This is a genomic window from Flavobacterium sp. DG1-102-2 (assembly GCF_033042555.1).
GTDB lineage: Bacteria > Bacteroidota > Bacteroidia > Flavobacteriales > Flavobacteriaceae > Flavobacterium.
The window spans coordinates 36,712-57,959 of record NZ_JAWLIK010000004.1; the positions used below are offsets into that span (position 1 = coordinate 36,712).

Sequence of the window (21,248 nt, forward strand, 5' to 3'; positions counted from 1 at the left end):
TAAAGTTTCTTTTTAAGCTTTTGCGCTAAGCAGCAATTCGACAGTTTTACTTTTCAGGTTATCGGCAGAAGCGATCATCATGGCTGTTTCATCGGCGTTGTTTGTAGCATTGGCATCAACACCAAGTTCAAGTAGTGCCTTCGACTTTTTATAGGTATCGCGTGCTGCATTCTGATCGTAGTTAACGTTATATGCCGCAACCTTATGAAGCAGGGTATTGCCATTATTATCAGTGTAATTCACGTCAGTGCCGTCTGCCTTTATGATAATTTCAAACAAGTCAAAAGGTTTTTCTGCTAATACGTCATAGCCGTTTAAATCCTTGCTGTAATAATTGGATGTCTGAAGCAGATCTGCCCCATCTTCCAGCATCGCTTTAAGAAGCGTTACAGTAGACTCCGAAGCAGTATTGGAACGCCTTAAGTACTCTATAAAAAAAGCCTCTCCATTCTTATTTTTTTTATCGAAATCAGGTTTCTCAAATTCCCTAACAATGTTATACAAAGCAGCGCTTAGCTGATGCACGACAATCTGGCAATAGGCTGTTTCGCCATCCTTATTCTCTTCGTTTGGCTTCGCACCATTTTCCATGAGCAATTGCACCAATTCTTTCTTGTTGCGTGAGATAGCCGTCATGATTGGTGTTTCCTTAACTATGTTTCCGGCATTAACATCCAGTCCGTTATCAATTAAAAGCTTTGCGTAAGCAAGACTAAGGTCAACAGGCATCATCTGGTCTTTTGCTATCTGGTGAAGGTAGGTGTCTTCAGCATTATTTACAGCAGAAACATCACAGCCTTCATCTATAAGAACACTAACGAGGGCAGGGTTCGCTCTTGACGAAAGTGCAAGGCTTACTAAAGTTTCATTAGCTACAGCGTCGTTAATGCTGCTCAGTTTAGGCATTAGTTCCTTAACAAATGCCACCGACTCTTCATCATCTTTTAAATTCCTGAAAATGCTTTCAAATAGCGATCCTGACAAACGATCGTAATCATAAATATCAGTATCAATAAGTTTCTTGTCGATAAAAAGGTTTATGATATCAAAAGCTTTTTCTCTTGTAAGCGTATCAAAAAGCTGATTGTTCCTGAAGGCATCAAGGCTTTGGGGAATGTTTTCGGGATTGTTTAAAAGTATTCTGGCATCGTCTATTTTATGCCTTGAAAAAGCTTCAATAAGTTCGGTCTGATTGGACATGATGATGTATTTTGGTTCCTATTCTATGAGTATATAGCAAGGGTTTCCAAATGTAAAGAGAGTAAGAAAATATACATGGAATTTAAACATTTTTTTAACGTTTACTTTAATTATGCATTGTGCATAAAAAAAGCTTCCCTAGCGGAAGCTTAATTTTATATAAGATCTAATGTTCTTTCGAGTGCCATGCCCCTCGAACCTTTTATAAGTATTGTTTTGTTTTGCGGATGGACTCTAATGAAATTTTCCTTGAAACTGTCGTAGCTCTCATAAAAATGCAGGTACGCGATATCATTTTTATGGCTGTAGAAGTCTTTGCCTACAAAATAAATTTCAAGGTCTTCTACATTGCTCAATGATTCGACGATTTTTAAATGCTCCTCAGAACTTTCATTTCCCAACTCAAACATATCACCTAAGACAGCAATTTTGTAGCTGCTTTCGGTGTTGAGCTGAAGAAAGTTTGTTATGGCTGCCTTCATGCTGCTAGGGTTAGCATTGTAAGCATCAAGTATTATTTTGTTGCTGTTTTTTTCTAACAGCTGTGAGCGGTTATTGGTAGGAATGTAATCTTCTATGGCATCTTTAATCAGTGTATCACTCACTTTAAAATGATGCCCAATCGTAATTGCAGCACTTATGTTTGTTGCATTATAAATACCTATCAGGTGCGAAGTTATGGTAAGGCTATTATATTTTACAGCTACCATTGGGTTTGCAGAAACTGCCTCTATCCTTACGTCGCAATTGTAATCGTCTACCGCAAAAGTGTAGCGCGACAGGCTTGCCGTCTTTTCCTTCTGGATAGGATCATCAAGATTTACAAACGCTGTTTTTGTGTTTTCTATAAGGTAATTGTATAGTTCGCTTTTCCCTTTTATTACGCCTTCAAAACCACCAAAACCTTCAAGGTGTGCCTTGCCAAAATTTGTTATATAGCCAAAGTTAGGTTCAGCAATACTGCATAGAAAAGCAATTTCCTGCTGATGATTGGCTCCCATTTCTACAATGCCTATTTCGGTATCTTTTGTAAAGGAGAGCAGGGTAAGGGGCACGCCTATATGATTGTTTAGATTGCCAATTGTTGCCGTGGTAGTATACACTTTAGATAAGACCACATTTATAAGCTCCTTTGTAGTGGTCTTTCCGTTACTCCCTGTGAGTGCAATAACCGGAAGCCCGAGTTCCCTGCGATGATGGCGCGCCAAATCCTGTAATGCTTTTAGACTGTCTTTAACCAAAAGCATTTTATCTGAAGTTTTGTACTCAGCATTATCTATTACGACATAGCGCGCACCTTTATTGATTGCTTCGTCTGCAAAGGTGTTCGCGTCGAAGTTGTCGCCTTTAAGGGCAAAGAAAAGAGAGTTGCGTGTTATTTTACGGGTATCGGTAGTGATACCGCTGCATTCTAAGAAACAGTTATAAAGGTCTTTGGTTTCCATGAGGTGTATAAAATAATAAAAGCCCTAAGATAGGGCTTTTATTGTATTGTATAAATGGTGAAACTTAATTAGTTTCTTGCTTTCTTTTTACCTGATTTAGGGCCTACTTTAGACATTGCACATCTAAATCCGATGTAGTCTGTAGCCATATCCTGTGGGTAATATCTTCTTTGTGCAGGATCTAGCCAGTAAGCTCTGTCTCTCCATGAACCTCCTTTGTAAACTCTTACGTTGTCGTTTACAAGAGTAGTTCTTTTTGAAGATTTGTCATATTCTCTTACCATGTTACCTAAACTATCTTTAGTTACAAGGTGCTTAGGAGAGTCATACATTCTTTCAGCATCTTTTTCACCTGCTTTTTCTTCTTCAGTGTCACCAAACTTGTAGAAACGTGTAGACTGTCTGTCACCATCTCTAAAGTTTCTGTTGTCACTTTTAGTATAGTTTTGTCTTAGGTATGTATCGTCAGAAGTTACTTGTTCCTGAGAAATTTGTCCAGGAAGGTTTCTGTATTGGATTTTACCGTTAGCAAGCGTATCATACTGAATGTTGTCAGTAGTTACGATCTCAGCTCTACCGTCATCACCAATTTTGTTTTTCATGTAAACGTTACCCCTGTAGTAGTTAAAGTCGTTTCCTTCATCATCAACTATAGGACGGTAAACGTCAGCTACCCATTCTGCAACGTTACCAGACATATCATAAAGACCAAAGTCGTTTGGTGGGTAAGATTTTGCCGGAGCGGTGATATCTGCGTTATCGTCAGACCATCCTGCAATTCCTCCGTAGTCACCTTTACCTTGTTTAAAGTTGGCAAGCTGGTCACCTTTAGAAGTTCTTTTACCACTACGTGTGTAAGAACCTTTCCAAGGATATTTTTTATCACCTCTGTAAAGGTTGTACTCACGGTTACCTACAAGGGCAACAGCTGCATATTCCCATTCAGCTTCAGTAGGAAGCCTGTACTCAGGAAGGATTAATCCCGATGTTCTCTGAGCATATACGTTAGTAGCGCCTTCTTTAGCCGCAAGTTTATTTCTTTGTCCTTTAAGAACGATCTCTTCATTACCGCCATACGATTTAGTAGGGCTTTCAAGGTAAGCCTCAGTACTAAATGTAGTTTCTGCAGTTACGTCAAGAACTTTTGCATCTCTTTTAAGGTAGCCTTCTTTCTCAAGTACAGATTCGTTTACACGGTCTGTTCTCCATTTAGAGAATTCTACTGCCTGTATCCAGTTAACACCTACCACAGGGAAATCCGAATAAGCCGGGTGTCTCAGATAATTGTTAGTCATTGTTTCATTGTAACCTAAAGCACTTCTCCAAACAAGAGTGTCAGGCAATGCACCTACATAAATGTTCTTGTAGTTCTCTTCTGTTGGAGGGAAAACCCTTTTTAACCAGTCAAGGTACTCCATGTACATTACGTTAGTAACTTCAGTTTCATCCATAAAGAAAGACTGAACGTGCTGCTGTGTTGGCGTGTTGTTCCAATCGTGCATAACATCGTCCTGAACTTTACCCATAGTAAACGTTCCACCTTCTACCTCTACAAGTCCGGGAGCAGTCTCCTGCTTTTTGTACTTAGAGTTGTGTTGGAATCCACCTTTCTTGTCATTGATCTTCCAGCCTGTAGCGGTGGAATTACCATTAGACCCTTTTTTACTGCACGCAGTAAAACCAAACGCCATAGCGAATGCCAGTAGCAATTGTAAAGCCGTGATTTTGTTAACTTTCATCTTTCAGTAGGTAAATAAATTTCGTGGCGCAATATAATAATTAACCGTTAAACCGCAACACGTTTTTAAAATTTTTAATAAAAATCTAAATTTATGTTAAATGTCTGTTTCTATAACGGTGTTTTTGAAGTAATATTGCACTTGGGTTAGGTGAATTTTTTTTTCGCATAACTGTAATATATTACGCTTCGCAGCGTTCTTTCAATGATGAAAAACAGATTACCCTTTTTTGCACTCCTTTATTGTATAGTTTCTTTTGCCCAGCAAAAGAAGGAAATCGTATTGAACTGGACTGATAATGTAAAGTCTTTCGTTTATCAGAAACAAGTTGTTTTGCCACAATTTCAGGGTGAGTATTTTGATTATAATGCCGATTATAATCAGGAGTTTTTTAGTTATTCTTTTAAAGTTGACGGTACTGTCGTGCCATCTTCACTCCAGCTTACAAATATAGTTTACGAAAGCATTACCCGCGAACAACTGGGTAATTTGTCTGTTTCGCTCATTCCATTGGCGGTAAATGCGTCGATAAACACCTCAAAGGCAAGGGACGAATTTTATGCTAAGTTAACGCTGTCTCCTATTATTAAGGACGGCAGCGGATATAAAAGGGTAAAATCTTTTAGCTATACCTATTCACTGGGTGCTTCTAACACCGTTTTGGGTGTCAACGATTTTGACCAGATTTCAAATTCTGTTCTCGCCTCAGGAGAATGGTATCGTTTTTACGTTGAAAAATCGGGGGTTTACAGAATATCCCGAAGTTTTTTACAGCAAATTGGTTTAAATGTTAATACAGATCCCAGGAATATCAAAATATATGGTAACGGGGGCAGGATGGTGCCTATGGCTAACAGTGTAGATTATCCGTCTGATCTTGAAGAAAACGCCATACGTTTTATTGGTGAAGAAGATGGCAGCTTTGATAATTCAGACTATATCCTACTCTATGCCGAAGGTGTAGATAACTGGAACGCGGAGAGTGGAACCCATAATAACCTTTTTGCAGATAAGTCTTATTATTATGTGACTGCTCAGGGTGGTGCCGGTAAGCGTGTTTCGGTTATGGGTCAGCCTACCGGTGCAGCAACGCTTACCACTGCAATTTTTGATGAATATCAATACCATGAACGCGACCTTGTAAATATAGCCAGGCTGGGCAGGAAATGGCATGGAGAAGCATTTAATGTTAATAATAAGCAGCAGTTTGAATTTACAATTCCAGATATAGATCCTTCTCCTGTTTCAATAAGGATTAGTGCTGCGGCAAATTCTGTTGTAGCTACCTCCATGGCGGCTACGGTAAACGGACAGTCTCTTGGGCAGGCTAATTTTCTCATCCCGGGAGATCATAATAGTGCTTATGATGGTTTCGTTACCGGTACCTATACGCCATCGGGAAACACGCTGACTGTAGAATTAACCTATAATAATAATGGCGCGCCGGGCTCTAATGCCTGGCTTGATTATATTATAGTTCAGGCAAAAAGAAAGCTGCAGGGCAATGGCAGGCAATTTAGGTTTCAGTATAATGAGGCCGCTACCAATAATGGGGTTATCCAGTATGATATTTCTAACGCTGCAGGTATAAGCGAGGTTTGGGATATTACAGATATTTACAATGCGGGCAGGATAGTTAATGAAGGGCTTCAGAACCAGTTTTCTTTTAAAGCGGTACTGGGTGAGATAAGAAAATATATTTCGGTAGTCCCATCAAATTATCTTACGCCATTAAGGGATAATAATTCGCGGGTGACGAATCAAAATATAAAGGGAACAATTTTTAATAATGCAGCAGGGCAGTTTCAGGATGTAGATTATATAATAGTGACGCCTGCTAATATAAGTTCTTCTGCCGAAAGGCTTGCTAACCTTCACAGGCAAGAGGGGCTTAATGTGAAAGTTGTTAATCTCGAAAATATATATCAGGAGTTTTCGTCAGGCAAGCAGGATATAGGAGCTATACGCAACCTTGTAAAGTATGTTTACTATAACGCGTCTTCTCCGGATAAGCGGATAAAATATGTTAACCTTTTTGGTGACGGTTCTTTTGATTATAAGAACAGGATACCTAATAATAGTAATATAGTGCCTACGGTGCATTGTTTTAATCCGGCTCTTACAGGGACGGGTAATTACAGTATTGTTACGACTTTTGTGAGCGATGATTTTTACGGACTGATGGATCCGGGGGAGGGTGCAATGCTGCTTTCCGGTGTTGAGGGGTTGGATGTTGCCGTGGGCAGGATGCTGGTTACCGATAAGAAGCTGGCTGATGAAATGGTGAATAAAGTAGTGGAGTACAAAAACGCAGAAAACTACGGAAGATGGCGCAACGAATTTGTGGCCATGAGTGATGACCTTGATGGGGATGGCTCTGAAGAATTTGTGATACAGATGGATGCGTTGACGGGGCAGCTTTCTGCTGCAAAGCCTTTTGTCAATGTAAAAAAAATATATACTGACTCTTATGTACAGGAGGCTTCAGCCGGTGGGCAGCGTTATCCTGATGCCAAAGAACAGTTCTTGAGAGCTATAAATTATGGCGCACTTATAGTTAATTATCTTGGTCATGGCGGTGAAGATGGTATGGCGAGCGAACGGATGTTTGATAAGACAGATGCAGATAATTTACTGAATACCGGTAAATACTCCTTATTTATTACAGCCAGTTGTGAGATATCTAAATTTGATAACCCATATAGGCCAACTGTTGGGGAATATACGTATTGGAACCCTAAAGGGGGGGCAATAGGGATGATAAGCACTTCAAGGGCTTTATTTATTAGTGATGCGTATGCTTTCAATCCTTTGATCGTTAATAAGCTATACGCCTATGACGATGGTGTGATCCCTACAATGGGAGAGGCGCTGAGAAGGGCAAAGGTGCAGCTTAACAGGACCACGTTGAGAATGATCTTCCTTTTTGGTGATCCTGCCCTAAAGTTAGCGGTGCCTAAGCCTCAGGTAAAACTTACTGCAATAAATGATACTCCTATTGCTGATTTTGCGGGTTCGCTAAACGCACTGGGCTTTGTAAAATTGGCAGGGCGTGTAGTAAACGAGGCTGATGCAACTATTACAAATTATACAGGTGAGCTTGAGGTTACTATTTTTGATAAAGGCATTGCAAAGGTAACTTTGGCTAACGATGGAGTTACTAATGGTTCAGGGCAGCTTATTATTACCCCGTTCAATGTTTTGGGCGAAACAATATTTAGGGGTAATGCGTCTGTAGTGAACGGACTGTTTGAATTTGGTTTTGTAGTGCCTAAAGATATACGTATACCCATAGCTAATGGCCGTGTTAGTTTTTATGCAAAGCGTGCCGGTGTTCTGGAGGATCAGTATGGTTTTAGTAATGATGTAAAGGTGGGTGGTCAAAATGTAAATGCCGAAGCAGATACCACACCTCCTAAAGTGAGGCTGTACATGAACGATGAATCTTTTGTGTCAGGAGGAATAACTAATGCTTCGCCTATATTCCTTGCGTTTCTGGAAGATGAACACGGTATTAATACTGCAAGTGGTATAGGTCACGATATAGTAGGTGTGCTGGATGGCGATGAAAATAATCCGTACATAATGAATGATTATTACCAGACGGAGACCGATAATTATAAAAAGGGATCGCTTCGTTTTCCTTTTACAAACCTGGCAAAAGGGTTGCATACACTTGTGTTCAAGGCCTGGGATGTGTATAATAACCTTGTCACTGCCGAGATACAGTTTGTGGTGGTAGGTGACGAGGGCTTAACGCTGGATAAGGTGCTTAATTATCCTAATCCTTTTGTGAGTTATACAGAATTTTGGTTTACCCATAACAGGCCGTTTGAGCCGCTGGATGTTCAGGTGCAGATATTTACTGTAACAGGTAAGGTGGTTAAGACGATAAACCAGTCGGTAACGACAGATGGTTTTTTGTGCCGCGATATAAAATGGGATGGTAAAGACGATTTTGGAGACCGTATCGGTAAGGGTGTATATGTATATAAGCTTACTGTGAAGTCTACTACAACAAATAAAACTGCAGAAAAGTACGAAAAGCTTGTATTGCTGTAAAAAACATTATATTTGTGACCTTTAAATTTTTAAACTAAGAATGAAAAAGATAATCTTGATAGCACTTTCCCTTTTGGGCGTGCAAATGGCGAAAGCCCAAACAACCGACACAAGGGTTATTACTACCGGGGTTCCGTTTTTAACTATTGCAGCCGATGCGCGTGCAGCAGGTATGGCAGACCAGGGTGTGGCAACTTCTACCGATGTTTTTTCTCAGCAATGGAATCCTGCTAAATATGCGTTTGCATTAAAATCTCAGGGGCTTTCTGCAAGTTACACGCCTTACCTTACTAATATCGCTAACGATATATCATTAGGCCAGGTTACGTACTACAACAGGTTTGATGAAAGGATGGCTTTTGCAGGTAGCTTACGTTATTTTGGTCTTGGAGACGTAGATCTTCGCCAGGGTCCGGATGACCAGGCGCTTGTGCGCAGCCCAAATGAACTTGCGATAGACCTTTCTTATTCGCTTAAGCTTGATGAGCAATTCTCTATGGCTGTTGCGGGTCGTTTCATTAGTTCTAACTTAAGGATTCCTGAAGCAAGCGGTGGCAGCAGTGATGCAAGTGCAGCAAAAACCTTTGCTTTTGACCTTGCAGCATTCTACCAGTCTGAAGAGGTTGCTTATTCTGATTTCAATGGCCGCTGGAGAGCGGGTTTCAATATGCAGAACCTTGGGCCAAAGATCAGCTATGATAATGACCCGGATCTAAGTTCAAACTTCCTGCCTTCTACAATGAGGCTTGGTGGAGGTTTTGATTTTATCTTTGATGAATACAATAAACTTGGTGTAAACGTTGAGCTTTCAAAGCTACTTGTGCCAACACCTCAAAAAAATGATACTGATAAAAATGGTGATGGTGTGATTGATAACCAGGACCAGGGAATTCTTAATTCAGAACATAATGACATCAACTGGGTTTCAGGTATATTCAAATCATTTGGCGATGCGCCGGGTGGATTCAGCGAAGAGCTTAAAGAGGTAACGTACTCTGTAGGTGCTGAATATTCTTACCAGGATGCATTCATGTTCAGGTTAGGTTACTTTAACGAGGATAAATCTAAAGGGGCACGTAAATTCTTTTCACTTGGTGCCGGTTTCAGGTATACAGTGGTTAAGATAGATGTGTCTTACCTGTTCTCTGCTTCTCAGGTTAGAAATCCGCTTGAAAATACGCTTCGTTTCTCGCTTACATTTAACTTTGGCGACGATTACGACGAATATTAGTAGACAGCATAAAAAAATAAAGGGCCTTAATGGCCCTTTATTTTTGGCATATTAACAAATGCTTAATGAGCGGACTAAAAAATAACAAAATACTTCCCTTAATTTTTTTTGTTATAAAAGGGAAGTCTTATTTTTGCATTTCGCAAATTCGTGTGAGGAAACTTTTTGCGTTCCAATAAAACATTTTTTTAAAATTACATCAGCAACAATAATTTAGCAAATGAAAGAAATAACAAAAGAGGTTTATCTGAATTGGTACGAGGATATGCAGTTTTGGAGGAAGTTTGAAGACAAACTGGCAGCTTTGTACATTCAGCAAAAAGTTAGAGGTTTCCTTCACTTATATAATGGTCAGGAAGCTGTTCTTGCAGGTGCACTACATGCAATGGACCTTTCTAAAGATAAAATGATTACTGCTTACCGTAACCACGTTCAGCCAATAGGCATGGGCGTAGATCCTAAAAGGGTTATGGCAGAGCTTCTTGGTAAAGCTACTGGTACTTCTAAAGGTCTGGGTGGTTCTATGCACATCTTCTCTAAAGAAAAAGGATTTTTTGGAGGACATGGTATCGTAGGAGCGCAAATACCGGTAGGTGCAGGTATGGCTTTTGCCGATAAATATTTTAATACCGGTGGTGTAACCCTTACTTACTTTGGTGATGGTGCTGCACGCCAGGGATCACTTCACGAAGCGTTTAACATGGCTATGCTATGGAAGCTTCCTGTAGTATTCATCGTAGAGAACAATGGTTATGCAATGGGTACATCTGTAGAGCGTACTGCAAACCACACTGATATATGGAAACTGGGACTTGGTTATGAAATGCCATGCGGACCAGTGGACGGAATGAACCCTGTAAAGGTTGCTGAGGCAATGCACGAAGCGATGGAGAGAGCAAGAAGAGGCGATGGCCCTACTTTCCTTGAAATGAAAACGTACCGTTACCGTGGCCACTCAATGAGTGACGCACAGCACTACAGGACTAAAGAAGAGGTAGAGGAGTACAGAAAAATTGACCCTATTATCCAGGTTCTTGATATCATTAAAGAAAACAACTATGCAACTGAAGCAGAAATTGAAGCTATTGACCAAAGGGTAAAAGACCTTGTGGACGAATGCGAGAAATTTGCAGAGGAGTCGCCATACCCGGACTTAAATGTTATGTATGACGTTGTTTACGACCAAAAAGATTATCCATTCCTACCTCACAAACTACAATAATATGGCAAAGATTATAAATATGCCGCGCCTTAGCGACACTATGACTGAAGGTACTGTGGCTACGTGGTTAAAAAAAGTAGGAGATACCATTAAAGAAGGTGATATCCTTGCTGAAATAGAAACGGATAAAGCAACAATGGAATTTGAAGCTTTTGATGCAGGTACATTATTACATATCGGTATCCAGGAAGGTGAAACTGCTCCTGTAGATGCAATTCTTGCCATCATAGGTAAAGAAGGTGAAGATATTTCTTCGCTTCTTGACGGTAAAGCTGCTCCTGCTGCCGAAACTGAAAAGAAAGAAGAGCCTAAAAAAGAAGAAGCTGCTCCTGAAGCTAAAACAGAAGAGAAAGCTGCTGAAGCGCCAAAAGCTGCTGCATCATCAGAACTTCCTAAAGGTGTAATTATCGTTACGATGCCCCGCCTTAGTGATACCATGACCGAAGGCACTGTTGCAACATGGCTTAAAAAAGAAGGTGATACTATTAAAGAAGGTGATATTCTTGCTGAGATCGAAACTGATAAGGCAACAATGGAATTTGAATCTTTTAATGCAGGTACACTTCTTAAAATAGGTATCCAGGAAGGACAAACAGCTTCGGTTGACAGCCTTCTTGCTATCATAGGCCCTGCAGGTACAGATGTATCTGGTATTACAGGTAAAGAAGCAAGCGCTCCTGCTGCCGAGGCAAAAGCAGATGCTCCAAAAGAAGATAAAAAAGAAGCTGATGCCGCTCCTGCTGCAAAAGCTGAAGAAGCTCCGGCTGCTGCTAACGATGGCGGAAGACTATTTGTTTCTCCGCTTGCCCGTAAGATTGCTGAAGAAAAAGGCGTTAACCTTAACCAGGTTAAAGGATCTGGCGAAAACGGACGTATCGTTAAGAAAGATATAGAAAACTATACACCACAGGCTGCGCAACCGGCTGCAACAGCTGCTGCTCCTGCGCAATCTGCTGCTGCTCCTGCTGCATACGTTCCTGCAGGTGAGGTTGCTACCGAAGAGGTGAAAAACAACCAAATGCGTAAAACCATCGCAAGGCGTCTTGCTGAATCTAAATTCACTGCTCCTGAATATAGCTTAACTATTGAGCTTGACATGGATAACGCTATTGCAAGCCGTAATACAATTAACGCTGTACCTGATACTAAAGTGTCGTTTAACGATATGGTTATCAAAGCAAGTGCTATGGCGCTTCGCAAGCACCCACAGGTTAACACGCAATGGAAAGACGATGTTACCGTTTATAACAAACACATAAGCATAGGTGTTGCTGTAGCGGTAGAAGACGGACTTGTAGTGCCTGTAGTTAAGTTTACAGATAACCTTAGCCTTTCTCAGATAGGTGGCGCGGTTAAAGACCTTGCAGGTAAAGCAAGAAACAAAAAACTGTCTCCGGCAGAAATGGACGGAAGCACGTTTACAGTTTCTAACCTTGGTATGTTTGGTATCCAGGAGTTTACTTCAATCATCAACCAGCCTAACTCGGCAATCCTTTCAGTAGGTGCTATCGTTCAGAAGCCGGTTGTTAAGAATGGCCAGATTGTTGTAGGTAATACAATGACTGTAACGCTTACATGCGACCACAGGACTATTGACGGGGCTACAGGAGCACAATTCCTGCAAACCCTTAAACAGTATGTTGAAAACCCGGTTACCATGCTGGCATAAGCCACGGTAATCTTTTAGATAAGCATACCCGTCCTGAGTTTCAGGGCGGGTATTGTGTTTAATATAAGTTGTTTACCTAATGAAAGAAAGAAGATGAACCTGTTTAACGATACTGATATTTTTACATCTGGCAAGCCTGAAAAAACGGTTTTTGATGTACCCGATGCCGATTTGATGCTGTATGAAGGCTTCTTTGCCAAAGAGGAGTCGGATGCCTATTATAACACGCTTTTAGTTTCTACCAACTGGAAAGAGGCTGATCTGACAGTCTATGATAAAACCCACATAATCCCCAGGATGATAGCCTGGTATGAGGATAAATCTAACCCTGGTGCCAATCAAAACGGACAGGATTGGACACCTGAATTATCAGCCATCAAAAAAAGGGTAGAGGCGGAGACCAATTTTACATTCAACAGCGTTTTGCTCAATTTGTACAGGAATGGCAAAGATGGGGTAGGGTGGCACAGCGACCGTACTGAAAACTTTGGTCAGAACCAGGTCATTGCCTCAGTGAGTTTTGGAGAAACAAGGCCATTTCGTTTAAGGCATAAAGCGCGTAAAGACCTGTCAATGCTGGAGGTTCCGCTTACACATGGTGCGCTGTTTTTGATGGCAGGCACTACGCAAACACATTGGGAACACCACATCCCAAAGACTGCAAAAGACATTTTACCGCGGATAAATCTTACATTCAGACAAGTGAAAAGGCAGTTGTAATGTTACGCTTTTGGTTCTCAAAACGCCGTTTTCGTGCGTAAAATTAGAGTCAGTCAAAATTCTAAAAATCAACAGATTGTAAAATAATGTTACGCATTTGGTATTTTAAAAACATTCCGCTTTTTGATACCTCTTTAATGTATGTTTTAACATGAAAAAACAACTGATATTTTTTCTTATTTTAGCTGAAACAAAAATCACAAATGAAAAAAAATATATTCTTTTCCCTTTTAGCTTTGGGATGTATGACTGTGGTATCTGCCCAGAAAAAGAAAACCGCAAAAGCTCCTTATAAAGTAGAGGAAAAATCGGTATCAGCTACGCTTAAGTTTTTATCGTCAGACGAGCTTAAAGGGCGTGCTTCAGGCAGCAAAGAGCTGGAAAATGCGGCTGTTTACCTTGAAGATATTTTTAAAAAGAATGGTGTTAAGCCTTATTTTACAACGTTTAAAGATACACTTACAAACTATAATAAGGTCACTTATAACGTTGTTGGCTACCTTGAAGGTACAGATCCTGTTCTTAAAAAAGAATTTGTGGTGCTTGGCGCACACTACGACCACATAGGTGTAGAAAAGAACCCAACAGGTACCGACAGTATCTATAACGGTGCTAACGATGACGCGTCGGGAACTACGGCCGTTGCCGAAATGGTGAACTACTTTGGTACAATGAAAAACAACAAGCGCAGTGTGCTTTTTTGTTTTTTCTCTGGGGAAGAAGAAGGACTGTTAGGCTCACAATCTTTGGCTGCAAAGCTTAAACAAAAGAATTTCAACCTGTACACCATGCTTGAGTTTGAGATGGTAGGCGTGCCAATGAAGCGTGATATCCTGGCCTATGTTACAGGATGGGGCACGAGCAACATGGGAGACAAAATGAACGAATATGCAGGCAGGAAATTGGTTGGCTATCTCGATGTGGAGATGAAATACCAGTTATTCCGCCGCAGTGATAACTATAGTTTTTATAACGAATTCCACAAGCCGTCGCAAACGGTTTGTACTTTTGACTTCACAAATTTTGACTATTACCACCACGTAGACGATGAGTTTGAAAACATGGATGTAACCGCCATGACTAACTTTATACAGGAGATGGTACCGGTAATAGACAAAATGGTAAACGCGCCTGCAGGCGATATTACAGTAAAAAAATAATGAAAAATATAATAATAACGGGCACAAGCAGGGGGATAGGCTATGAACTTGCTCTTCAGTTTGCTAATGCCGGACACAGTGTGCTGGCCATATCAAGAAAAATACCGCAGGCATTTATAGAGAGTCAGAATATTGCCTGTCTTGGTATAGATCTTGCGTCTTGCGATGGCCTTGAGAATGTAAAAGATTTTATAACTACAACCTGGAAGCATGTAGATATTGTGATTCACAATGCGGGCGCATTGCTACTTAAGCCATTTGGCGAAATTACAGCCGACGAATTTGAATATATCTACAAGGTAAATGTATTTGGCGTTGCCGCTTTAAACAGGGTAGTGCTGCCGTTTATGCAAAAAGGGAGCCATGTGGTAACCATAAGCAGTATGGGTGGCGTACAGGGCACGATGAAGTTTGCAGGGCTTGCTGCATACAGCTCTAGCAAAGGTGCGGTGATTACCCTTAGCGAGCTCCTTGCCGAGGAATACCGTGAGCAGGGTGTTGCGTTTAATGTGCTGGCACTGGGCGCCGTAAATACGGAGATGCTTCAGGAGGCATTCCCCGGGTATGAAGCGCCGCTTTCACCTAAAGAAATGAGCGATTATATTTTTAATTTTGCACTTACCGGCAATACCTATTTTAATGGTAAAGTATTGCAGGTATCCAGTACCACGCCTTAAGAAGAGTCACATTGAAGCATATACTTTCCCCATATTTACCGGAACATGCTACCGATACGGTTTTTGAACTGATAAAATTGTATGGGGTAAACCTCAAGATCGTCAATGAGCGGGTAACCCGCCACGGCGATTACCATCGCGACCAGAACGGGCAGCATCAGATAACGGTAAATTCTAACCTGAATAAATACCGTTTCCTGATTACGCTTGTACACGAAATTGCACATCTTGCTGCCTTTGAGAAGTATGGGCGAAATATAAAGCCGCACGGTGACGAATGGAAAAGCACATTCCAGCGATTGATGGTTCCGTTTATACGGCCTGAAATTTTTCCTTCGCAGCTGCTTCCGCTATTGGCGAGGCATTTCAGAAATCCAAAGGCAAGCAGTGATACAGATGCTACGCTCTCGCTTGCGCTGAAACAATTTGATGAAAGGTCTGAAAAGAATTATATATTTGAACTTCCTTACGGAAGCAATTTCAGGATCCACAACGGAAAAGTCTTTAAAAAAGGGCCGCAGCGCATTAAGCGTTTTGAGTGCCAGGAGGTGAGTACAGGAAGGATCTATTTGTTTAACCCAAATGCCGAAGTTGAACTTTTGCCTTAGGTGTGTTAAATGAAAATTAAACGGCTTTGATTTTCGCTTTTTAAGTGAAATCTTTACTTGAGGAAATAAAACCAAGAAAATGAACAAAAATTATTATGCGGTGTTAATGGCGGGCGGTGTAGGTTCGCGTTTTTGGCCGGTAAGCACTACGCAGTTCCCTAAACAGTTCCACGATATGCTTGGAACCGGTGAGACCCTTATCCAGAAAACCTTTAGCAGGCTAACCAAGCTTATACCACAGGAAAATATACTTGTTCTTACTAACGAGATCTATAATGATATTGTTCTTGAACAGCTGCCGGGCCTTTGTGCCGAACAGATTGTGCTCGAACCTGCAATGCGCAACACTGCACCTTGTATACTTTATGCTACATTAAAGATCAAAAAAATGAATCCGGATGCGCTTATGGTGGTAGCACCTACAGACCATTGGATTGAAGACGAAGATGCTTTCCTGGATAACCTTCAGCGTGCCTTTGACTGTGCGGGCAAAGAAGAGGTACTTATGACGCTTGGCATACAGCCTACGTTCCCTAATACGGGTTATGGCTACATTGAATATGACACGACTACCGACAGGCAGATAAAAAAAGTGGCGCAGTTTAGGGAGAAACCTGATTATGCTACCGCAAAAACATTTTTGGCACAAGGCAACTTCCTTTGGAATGCCGGAATTTTCATCTGGGGCGTTAAGGCTGTTCTAAGTGCTTTTATGAAGTTTCAGCCGGATATGTATGAACTTTTCATGGATGGGTATGATGTATACAATACACCTGCAGAAAAGGAGTTTATCGACGAGAACTATATCAAAAGTAATAATATCTCTATAGATTATGCCGTGATGGAAAAGGCATCTAACGTTTATGTTGTTCCGGCTGCTTTTGACTGGAATGATCTTGGTACGTGGGGATCGTTGCATGATAAGCTTACTAAAGATGAAAACAATAATGCAGTAGTAAATGCAAGGCTTTTTATTGAAAACGCTACGAATAATATAATCAGGACAGATAAGGGAAAGACGGTTATTGTAGACGGACTTAATAATTATATTGTTGTAGATAAGGAAGATATCCTGTTAATTTATCCGAAGGAAAAAGAACAGGAAATCAAAAAAATTACAGAACTTGTAACTTCAACAGCAAAAAAAGTATAAATACTGTAAGTATTTATGTTAAATTTTGTAGGTTTTAGCGTGCGTGTTGTTAGAATCAATATCTTTATTGGTACTTAAACCAAACGCATGAACCAACCACTACCTTTTAAGAGGGTGCTATTTATAATAGCGCTCTTATTTTCGTTAAATGTATTTTCGCAGCTCCCTGCTTTTACCTTTGGTGTAACGCCGGTAAATGAAACCTGCCTTAATAACGGTTCGCTTACATTTGCGGTGTCGGGTACACAGCCCGGTGCTACAATGAGTTATGCAGTTTATCTGCTGCCTAATGCTACAACACCCGTAACTACTACTACATCCACTTCAGTATCAGGACTGGGAGCAGGATCTTACAGCATTACGGCAACACAAACACTTAATGCGCAGACAAGTACCAAAACAAAACAGGTACAAATACTTGATCTCAAAGTGCCGCTCACCTTTACACTTAGTTACACACCGGTAATGTGCGGTACAGATGCTACTATTACGGCAAATGTAACATCTGGCAATCCTGTAAGCTACGAGATATCTGCGGGGCCTGTTATAAAACCGCTGCAAACATCTAATGTATTTACCGGCCTGCCGGCAGGGTTATATTCTGTAAGGGTTTTTGATAACTGCAATAATGCGCAGGTGGTTAGTGTAACGGTTACAACAGCTATTACTGGAGTCTTAATTGGTACAGGTGCGCCTGATGGAGCATCATTAACATCCTGTTCAACAATAGATGTAGTGCATAAACTTGTAATCCCGTTTGGAGGGGTTTATTTTAATCCGCTTACGGTAGAGGTAACTGTTTTTCCACCTGGTGGCGGTGCTCCAATTATAATAACACAAACAGTTACAGCCGATTCGGCGGAATACGACCTCACAATAAACATCCCTTTTTATAACAATCAGCCTTACAGCTACAATATTAAAATTACCGATGCCTGTGGTAATACAGTAATTAAAAACAGTAATCCTATGCTTGCTGCATTTAATGTTGTTGTGGAAGACAATACGCAAGGCTGCGGCGATAACTTTTTTACATTCTATGTAGGTAATTATTCCCCTCCGTATACAATCAATTTTACAAGTGCTCCGGCTGGTTTTAATGCGGTTACTGCAAATCCTGCACACCCTACGTTTACTGCCGCGACTGTTGATTATGGTCTTTCAGGTACATTTGTTCCCGAAGGTAATTATATTGCTGTGGTTACAGATGCCTGCGGAAGATCGGTTACTGTGCCTTTTACAGTTCAGGACAGCCCTGTGCCGGCCCAGATTATAGGCCAGGATGTTAATTGTGTTGAAGGAGGAAAGATCAGGATAAGAGTAACGGGCAGGGATGTTGTTGATGTGGACATGACAGCGTGTCCTGTGGCTTACTTTGCCGGCCCGTTCCCAAAAGACATGAATGAATTTATAGTTGACGGAGAAATGATTGTTGAAGATCTTCCTGCGGGGCTATATAAGTTCACGGCAACCGATGAGTGCGGCGAGGTAACAGATCTGGAATATGAGGTAGTTTTTCAGGGAAGCACCGAATCGCTTACCATACTTCAGCGCCCGGGCTGCGGGCCTGGTGAAGGCTCTGTGCGAATTGTGAATTCGCAGACTGATGAGCTTATAGACCTTTTTATAACTGCTGCCCCTGCGGCCTTTAACCAGCCGCTTCCGGCAGATATGTCATCTTTTATAAATACAGGAGATAAGAGGGCATATATAAATACGCTTCCTGCAGGTACCTATACTTTTCAGTCTACAACGATATGTGGCGATATCATAACGAGAACAGTGGCGCTTTCGGGCTATACAATAACAACAAATAACTTTACCGTAGTACCGCATTGCGGTGCATTTGACCTACAGTTTCAGCACGTGAGCAACGGTACTTTTACGCAGACTTTTTACCTTCAGAAATTTAACCCTGCCGAAAACATATGGGAACATCCCCAAACAGGCCTGAATTACACCGAAGGTACACCGGTAAATATCAATAATGGTATACCGCTTACAAATAACGGAGCCAACCTTAGTTATCCGTTTACAGGATTATTCAGGGTAATAAAAACATTTTTTGTGTATGATAACGGAAGTTTTGGAAACATAAGATGTTATGATGTGCTTTATACCTTTACTTATGATGGCGGGCCTGTTATAAAAGATACATATAGCTTTCCCTGTGAAGAAGGCCTTACAGATGTGGCAGTAATTGCCGAGGGAGTGCCGCCACTTACCTATAGCATCACCTCAAAAGACGGCCAGCCGTTTCTCATTAATAATGGGGCATCAAATTATTTTAACGGACTTGAAGAGGCCATCTACAATTTAAGGGTAACTGATGTTTGCGGAAACATAAGAAACGTAGAGGTAGATATTGATGCGCTTGACCCGCTATCTATAACTGCCGATGGTTTTTGCGAAGGCCAGGCGGGCTCGTTATCAATCCCCGGATTTGATTTTATTGATTACAAATGGTGGAAGGAAGGCGCTCCAGGAGTTATATTGAGCGAGTCGCCGACACTTACCTTTCCGGCATATAATTCGGCAACACAGTCAGGAACATATTACGTAAGCATCATGACAGATAATCCGCTCTCATGTGTTAACCAGACTTTTTCATTTACACTCGAACCAAATGGACAGCCTGACGCAGGCGCAGATACTACAGTTCAGTATTGTAATGACGGAGTGAGCATTAACCTGAAAGATTACCTGGCGGCAGGTATCGCTACAAATGGAGAATGGGAAGATACTGACGGTACAGGAATGCTTAACAACAGCACGCTTGCCACTGCACCTCTTGCAGAAGGCACATACCACTTTAAGTATACAATAACAGGCCTGTGTGATCTTACAGACGACGCTATACTAACCTTTGAGTTTAAAAGTATACCGGCTGCGCCTGTAGTAACAGCTAATAGCCCACTATGTGAGGGAAGCGATATTACGCTTTCTGCTACTACGGTTCCGGGCGTAACATACCAGTGGACGGGGCCTAATGGGTTTACATCAGCTGAAGCCAGCCCTGTTTTGTCAAGTGTGGGCGTTAACGCATCGGGAGCCTATATCCTTAACGTAACGGCAAACGGCTGTGCATCTCCGGCAACATCTATAGATATAGTTGTAAATGCTTCGCCTAAAGCAGGCGATGACAATGCCGTTCAGTTATGTAACGACGGTACAGCTGTAGACCTTACCGATTTTCTTTTAGGAGTTTCTGAAAGCGGGGGGATATGGGAAGATACTGATGGTACAGGCACACTTAACGGAAGTGTACTCTCTACAAGCGGTGTTGCCGCGGGGGCTTATAATTTTAAATATACCGTGACAAATAGCTGTAATACTGTAGATGAAGCGATAATTACAGTAGCATTAAAAGACATACCGCAGCCTCCAGCAGTTGCTGCTATTGATCCTCTATGCGAAGGGTCTGATATTCAGCTTTCTGCCCAGGCAGTAACAGATGCAGTGTATAGCTGGACAGGTCCTGGCGGATTTTCATCTGCTGAACAAAATCCACTGCTTACCGGCGTGGGTATTGTAGCGGCAGGAGAATACAGGCTTACGGTTACGGTAAACGATTGTACATCTGACGCTGCGATAGTGCCGGTAACAGTAATGGCAATGCCCCAGTTCAGCATAGATGGAAATACAGTAATATGTGAAGGGCAGGTAACAGAACTGACTGTTGAACCCGTTAATTTTAATGCAGCCGATGTAGATTTTGCGTGGTATCTTGACGGGGCACAGCTTGGCGAAACATCTGCAACAATTAATGTTTCGCAAACGGGACAGTATGAGGTTGTGGTAGATAATAATAGTTGTACTACAAGCCTTCAGTTTCCTGTTACCTTAAATGATAATGCATTTGAGTTGGTGCTTGATTCGGGTTGTATAGATTATGAGTATAGATTATGGGTTTCCAACGCATCAGATATTCCGGGAGCGGTGATTTCCTGGAAAGGGCCTAATAATTTTTCTGCCTCGGGAAGTCCTGTAAACATTACAAATCTTGCTGGGGGAGACTACATTGCAACGGTTACAAACAACGAGGGCTGCTCTGCCGACGCAACCATTACCATACATAACACATCTTGTATAATACCAAGAGGTATTTCGCCGAATGGCGATGGCCTGAATGATAGTTTTGATCTTTCTAACCTTGATGTAAGGGAAATAAAAATATTCAACAGGTATGGGCTCAAGGTGTATGAGGCAAAAAATTATAAAGCAGAATGGCACGGCCAGTCTGACAAAGGGACGCTGCCTACTGCCACTTACTATTATGTTATCACGCTTTCTGCCGGCAAGCAGGTAACCGGATGGGTTTACCTTCAGCGGGAGGAATAAAAAATATTGCTATGAAAACCA

General features: G+C 41.4%; 13 protein-coding genes. 10 read left to right on the plus strand and 3 right to left on the minus strand.

Annotated elements, in window-relative coordinates:
• Positions 1-12: 12 nt before the first annotated feature.
• The 3 genes from R1T16_RS07370 to gldJ form a co-directional block, all read right to left on the minus strand.
• Positions 13-1,200, minus strand: a complete 1,188-nt coding sequence (locus tag R1T16_RS07370; RefSeq protein ID WP_317500460.1) for an ankyrin repeat domain-containing protein — start codon at positions 1,198-1,200, stop codon at positions 13-15.
• Positions 1,201-1,355: 155 nt separating this feature from the next.
• Positions 1,356-2,645: a UDP-N-acetylmuramoyl-tripeptide--D-alanyl-D-alanine ligase gene (locus R1T16_RS07375; RefSeq protein WP_317500461.1), complete on the minus strand. Its 1,290-nt coding sequence runs from the start codon at positions 2,643-2,645 to the stop codon at positions 1,356-1,358.
• Positions 2,646-2,713: 68 nt separating this feature from the next.
• Positions 2,714-4,384 (minus strand): gliding motility lipoprotein GldJ, encoded by a 1,671-nt coding sequence (gene gldJ, locus R1T16_RS07380; protein ID WP_317500462.1) that lies wholly within the window; start codon positions 4,382-4,384, stop codon positions 2,714-2,716.
• 204 nt (positions 4,385-4,588) lie between these two features.
• On the opposite strand from gldJ, the gene porU reads away from it, so the two are divergent.
• The 10 genes from porU (at position 4,589) to R1T16_RS07430 (ending at position 21,227) form a co-directional block, all read left to right on the plus strand.
• Positions 4,589-8,446, plus strand: coding sequence for a type IX secretion system sortase PorU (gene porU / locus R1T16_RS07385; RefSeq protein WP_317500463.1), 3,858 nt, complete (start codon positions 4,589-4,591; stop codon positions 8,444-8,446).
• Between the two features lie 40 nt (positions 8,447-8,486).
• Entirely contained in the window at positions 8,487-9,677 is a 1,191-nt protein-coding gene (gene porV, locus R1T16_RS07390; protein ID WP_317500464.1) for a type IX secretion system outer membrane channel protein PorV, read from the plus strand.
• 220 nt (positions 9,678-9,897) lie between these two features.
• On the plus strand, positions 9,898-10,899 hold the full coding sequence (gene pdhA, locus R1T16_RS07395) for a pyruvate dehydrogenase (acetyl-transferring) E1 component subunit alpha (protein ID WP_317500465.1): 1,002 nt from the start codon (positions 9,898-9,900) through the stop codon (positions 10,897-10,899).
• A 1-nt stretch (position 10,900) separates the two neighbouring features.
• Positions 10,901-12,568 carry a pyruvate dehydrogenase complex dihydrolipoamide acetyltransferase gene (locus R1T16_RS07400; protein ID WP_317500466.1) on the plus strand — a complete coding sequence of 556 codons (1,668 nt, stop codon included), beginning with the start codon at positions 10,901-10,903 and terminating at the stop codon, positions 12,566-12,568.
• Between the two features lie 93 nt (positions 12,569-12,661).
• The gene (locus tag R1T16_RS07405; RefSeq protein ID WP_317500467.1) at positions 12,662-13,288 is read left to right on the plus strand and encodes an alpha-ketoglutarate-dependent dioxygenase AlkB family protein; all 627 of its coding nucleotides are present in this window, start codon (positions 12,662-12,664) and stop codon (positions 13,286-13,288) included.
• A gap of 203 nt (positions 13,289-13,491) precedes the next feature.
• Positions 13,492-14,448: a M28 family peptidase gene (locus R1T16_RS07410; protein ID WP_317500468.1), complete on the plus strand. Its 957-nt coding sequence runs from the start codon at positions 13,492-13,494 to the stop codon at positions 14,446-14,448.
• Positions 14,448-15,125 (plus strand): SDR family oxidoreductase, encoded by a 678-nt coding sequence (locus tag R1T16_RS07415; RefSeq protein WP_317500469.1) that lies wholly within the window; start codon positions 14,448-14,450, stop codon positions 15,123-15,125. Before R1T16_RS07410 ends, R1T16_RS07415 begins: the two co-directional genes overlap by 1 nt.
• A gap of 11 nt (positions 15,126-15,136) precedes the next feature.
• Positions 15,137-15,733 carry a SprT-like domain-containing protein gene (locus R1T16_RS07420; RefSeq protein ID WP_317500470.1) on the plus strand — a complete coding sequence of 199 codons (597 nt, stop codon included), beginning with the start codon at positions 15,137-15,139 and terminating at the stop codon, positions 15,731-15,733.
• Between the two features lie 79 nt (positions 15,734-15,812).
• The gene (locus tag R1T16_RS07425; protein ID WP_317500471.1) at positions 15,813-16,886 is read left to right on the plus strand and encodes a mannose-1-phosphate guanylyltransferase; all 1,074 of its coding nucleotides are present in this window, start codon (positions 15,813-15,815) and stop codon (positions 16,884-16,886) included.
• 87 nt (positions 16,887-16,973) lie between these two features.
• Entirely contained in the window at positions 16,974-21,227 is a 4,254-nt protein-coding gene (locus tag R1T16_RS07430; RefSeq protein ID WP_317500472.1) for a gliding motility-associated C-terminal domain-containing protein, read from the plus strand.
• Positions 21,228-21,248 lie beyond the last annotated feature (21 nt).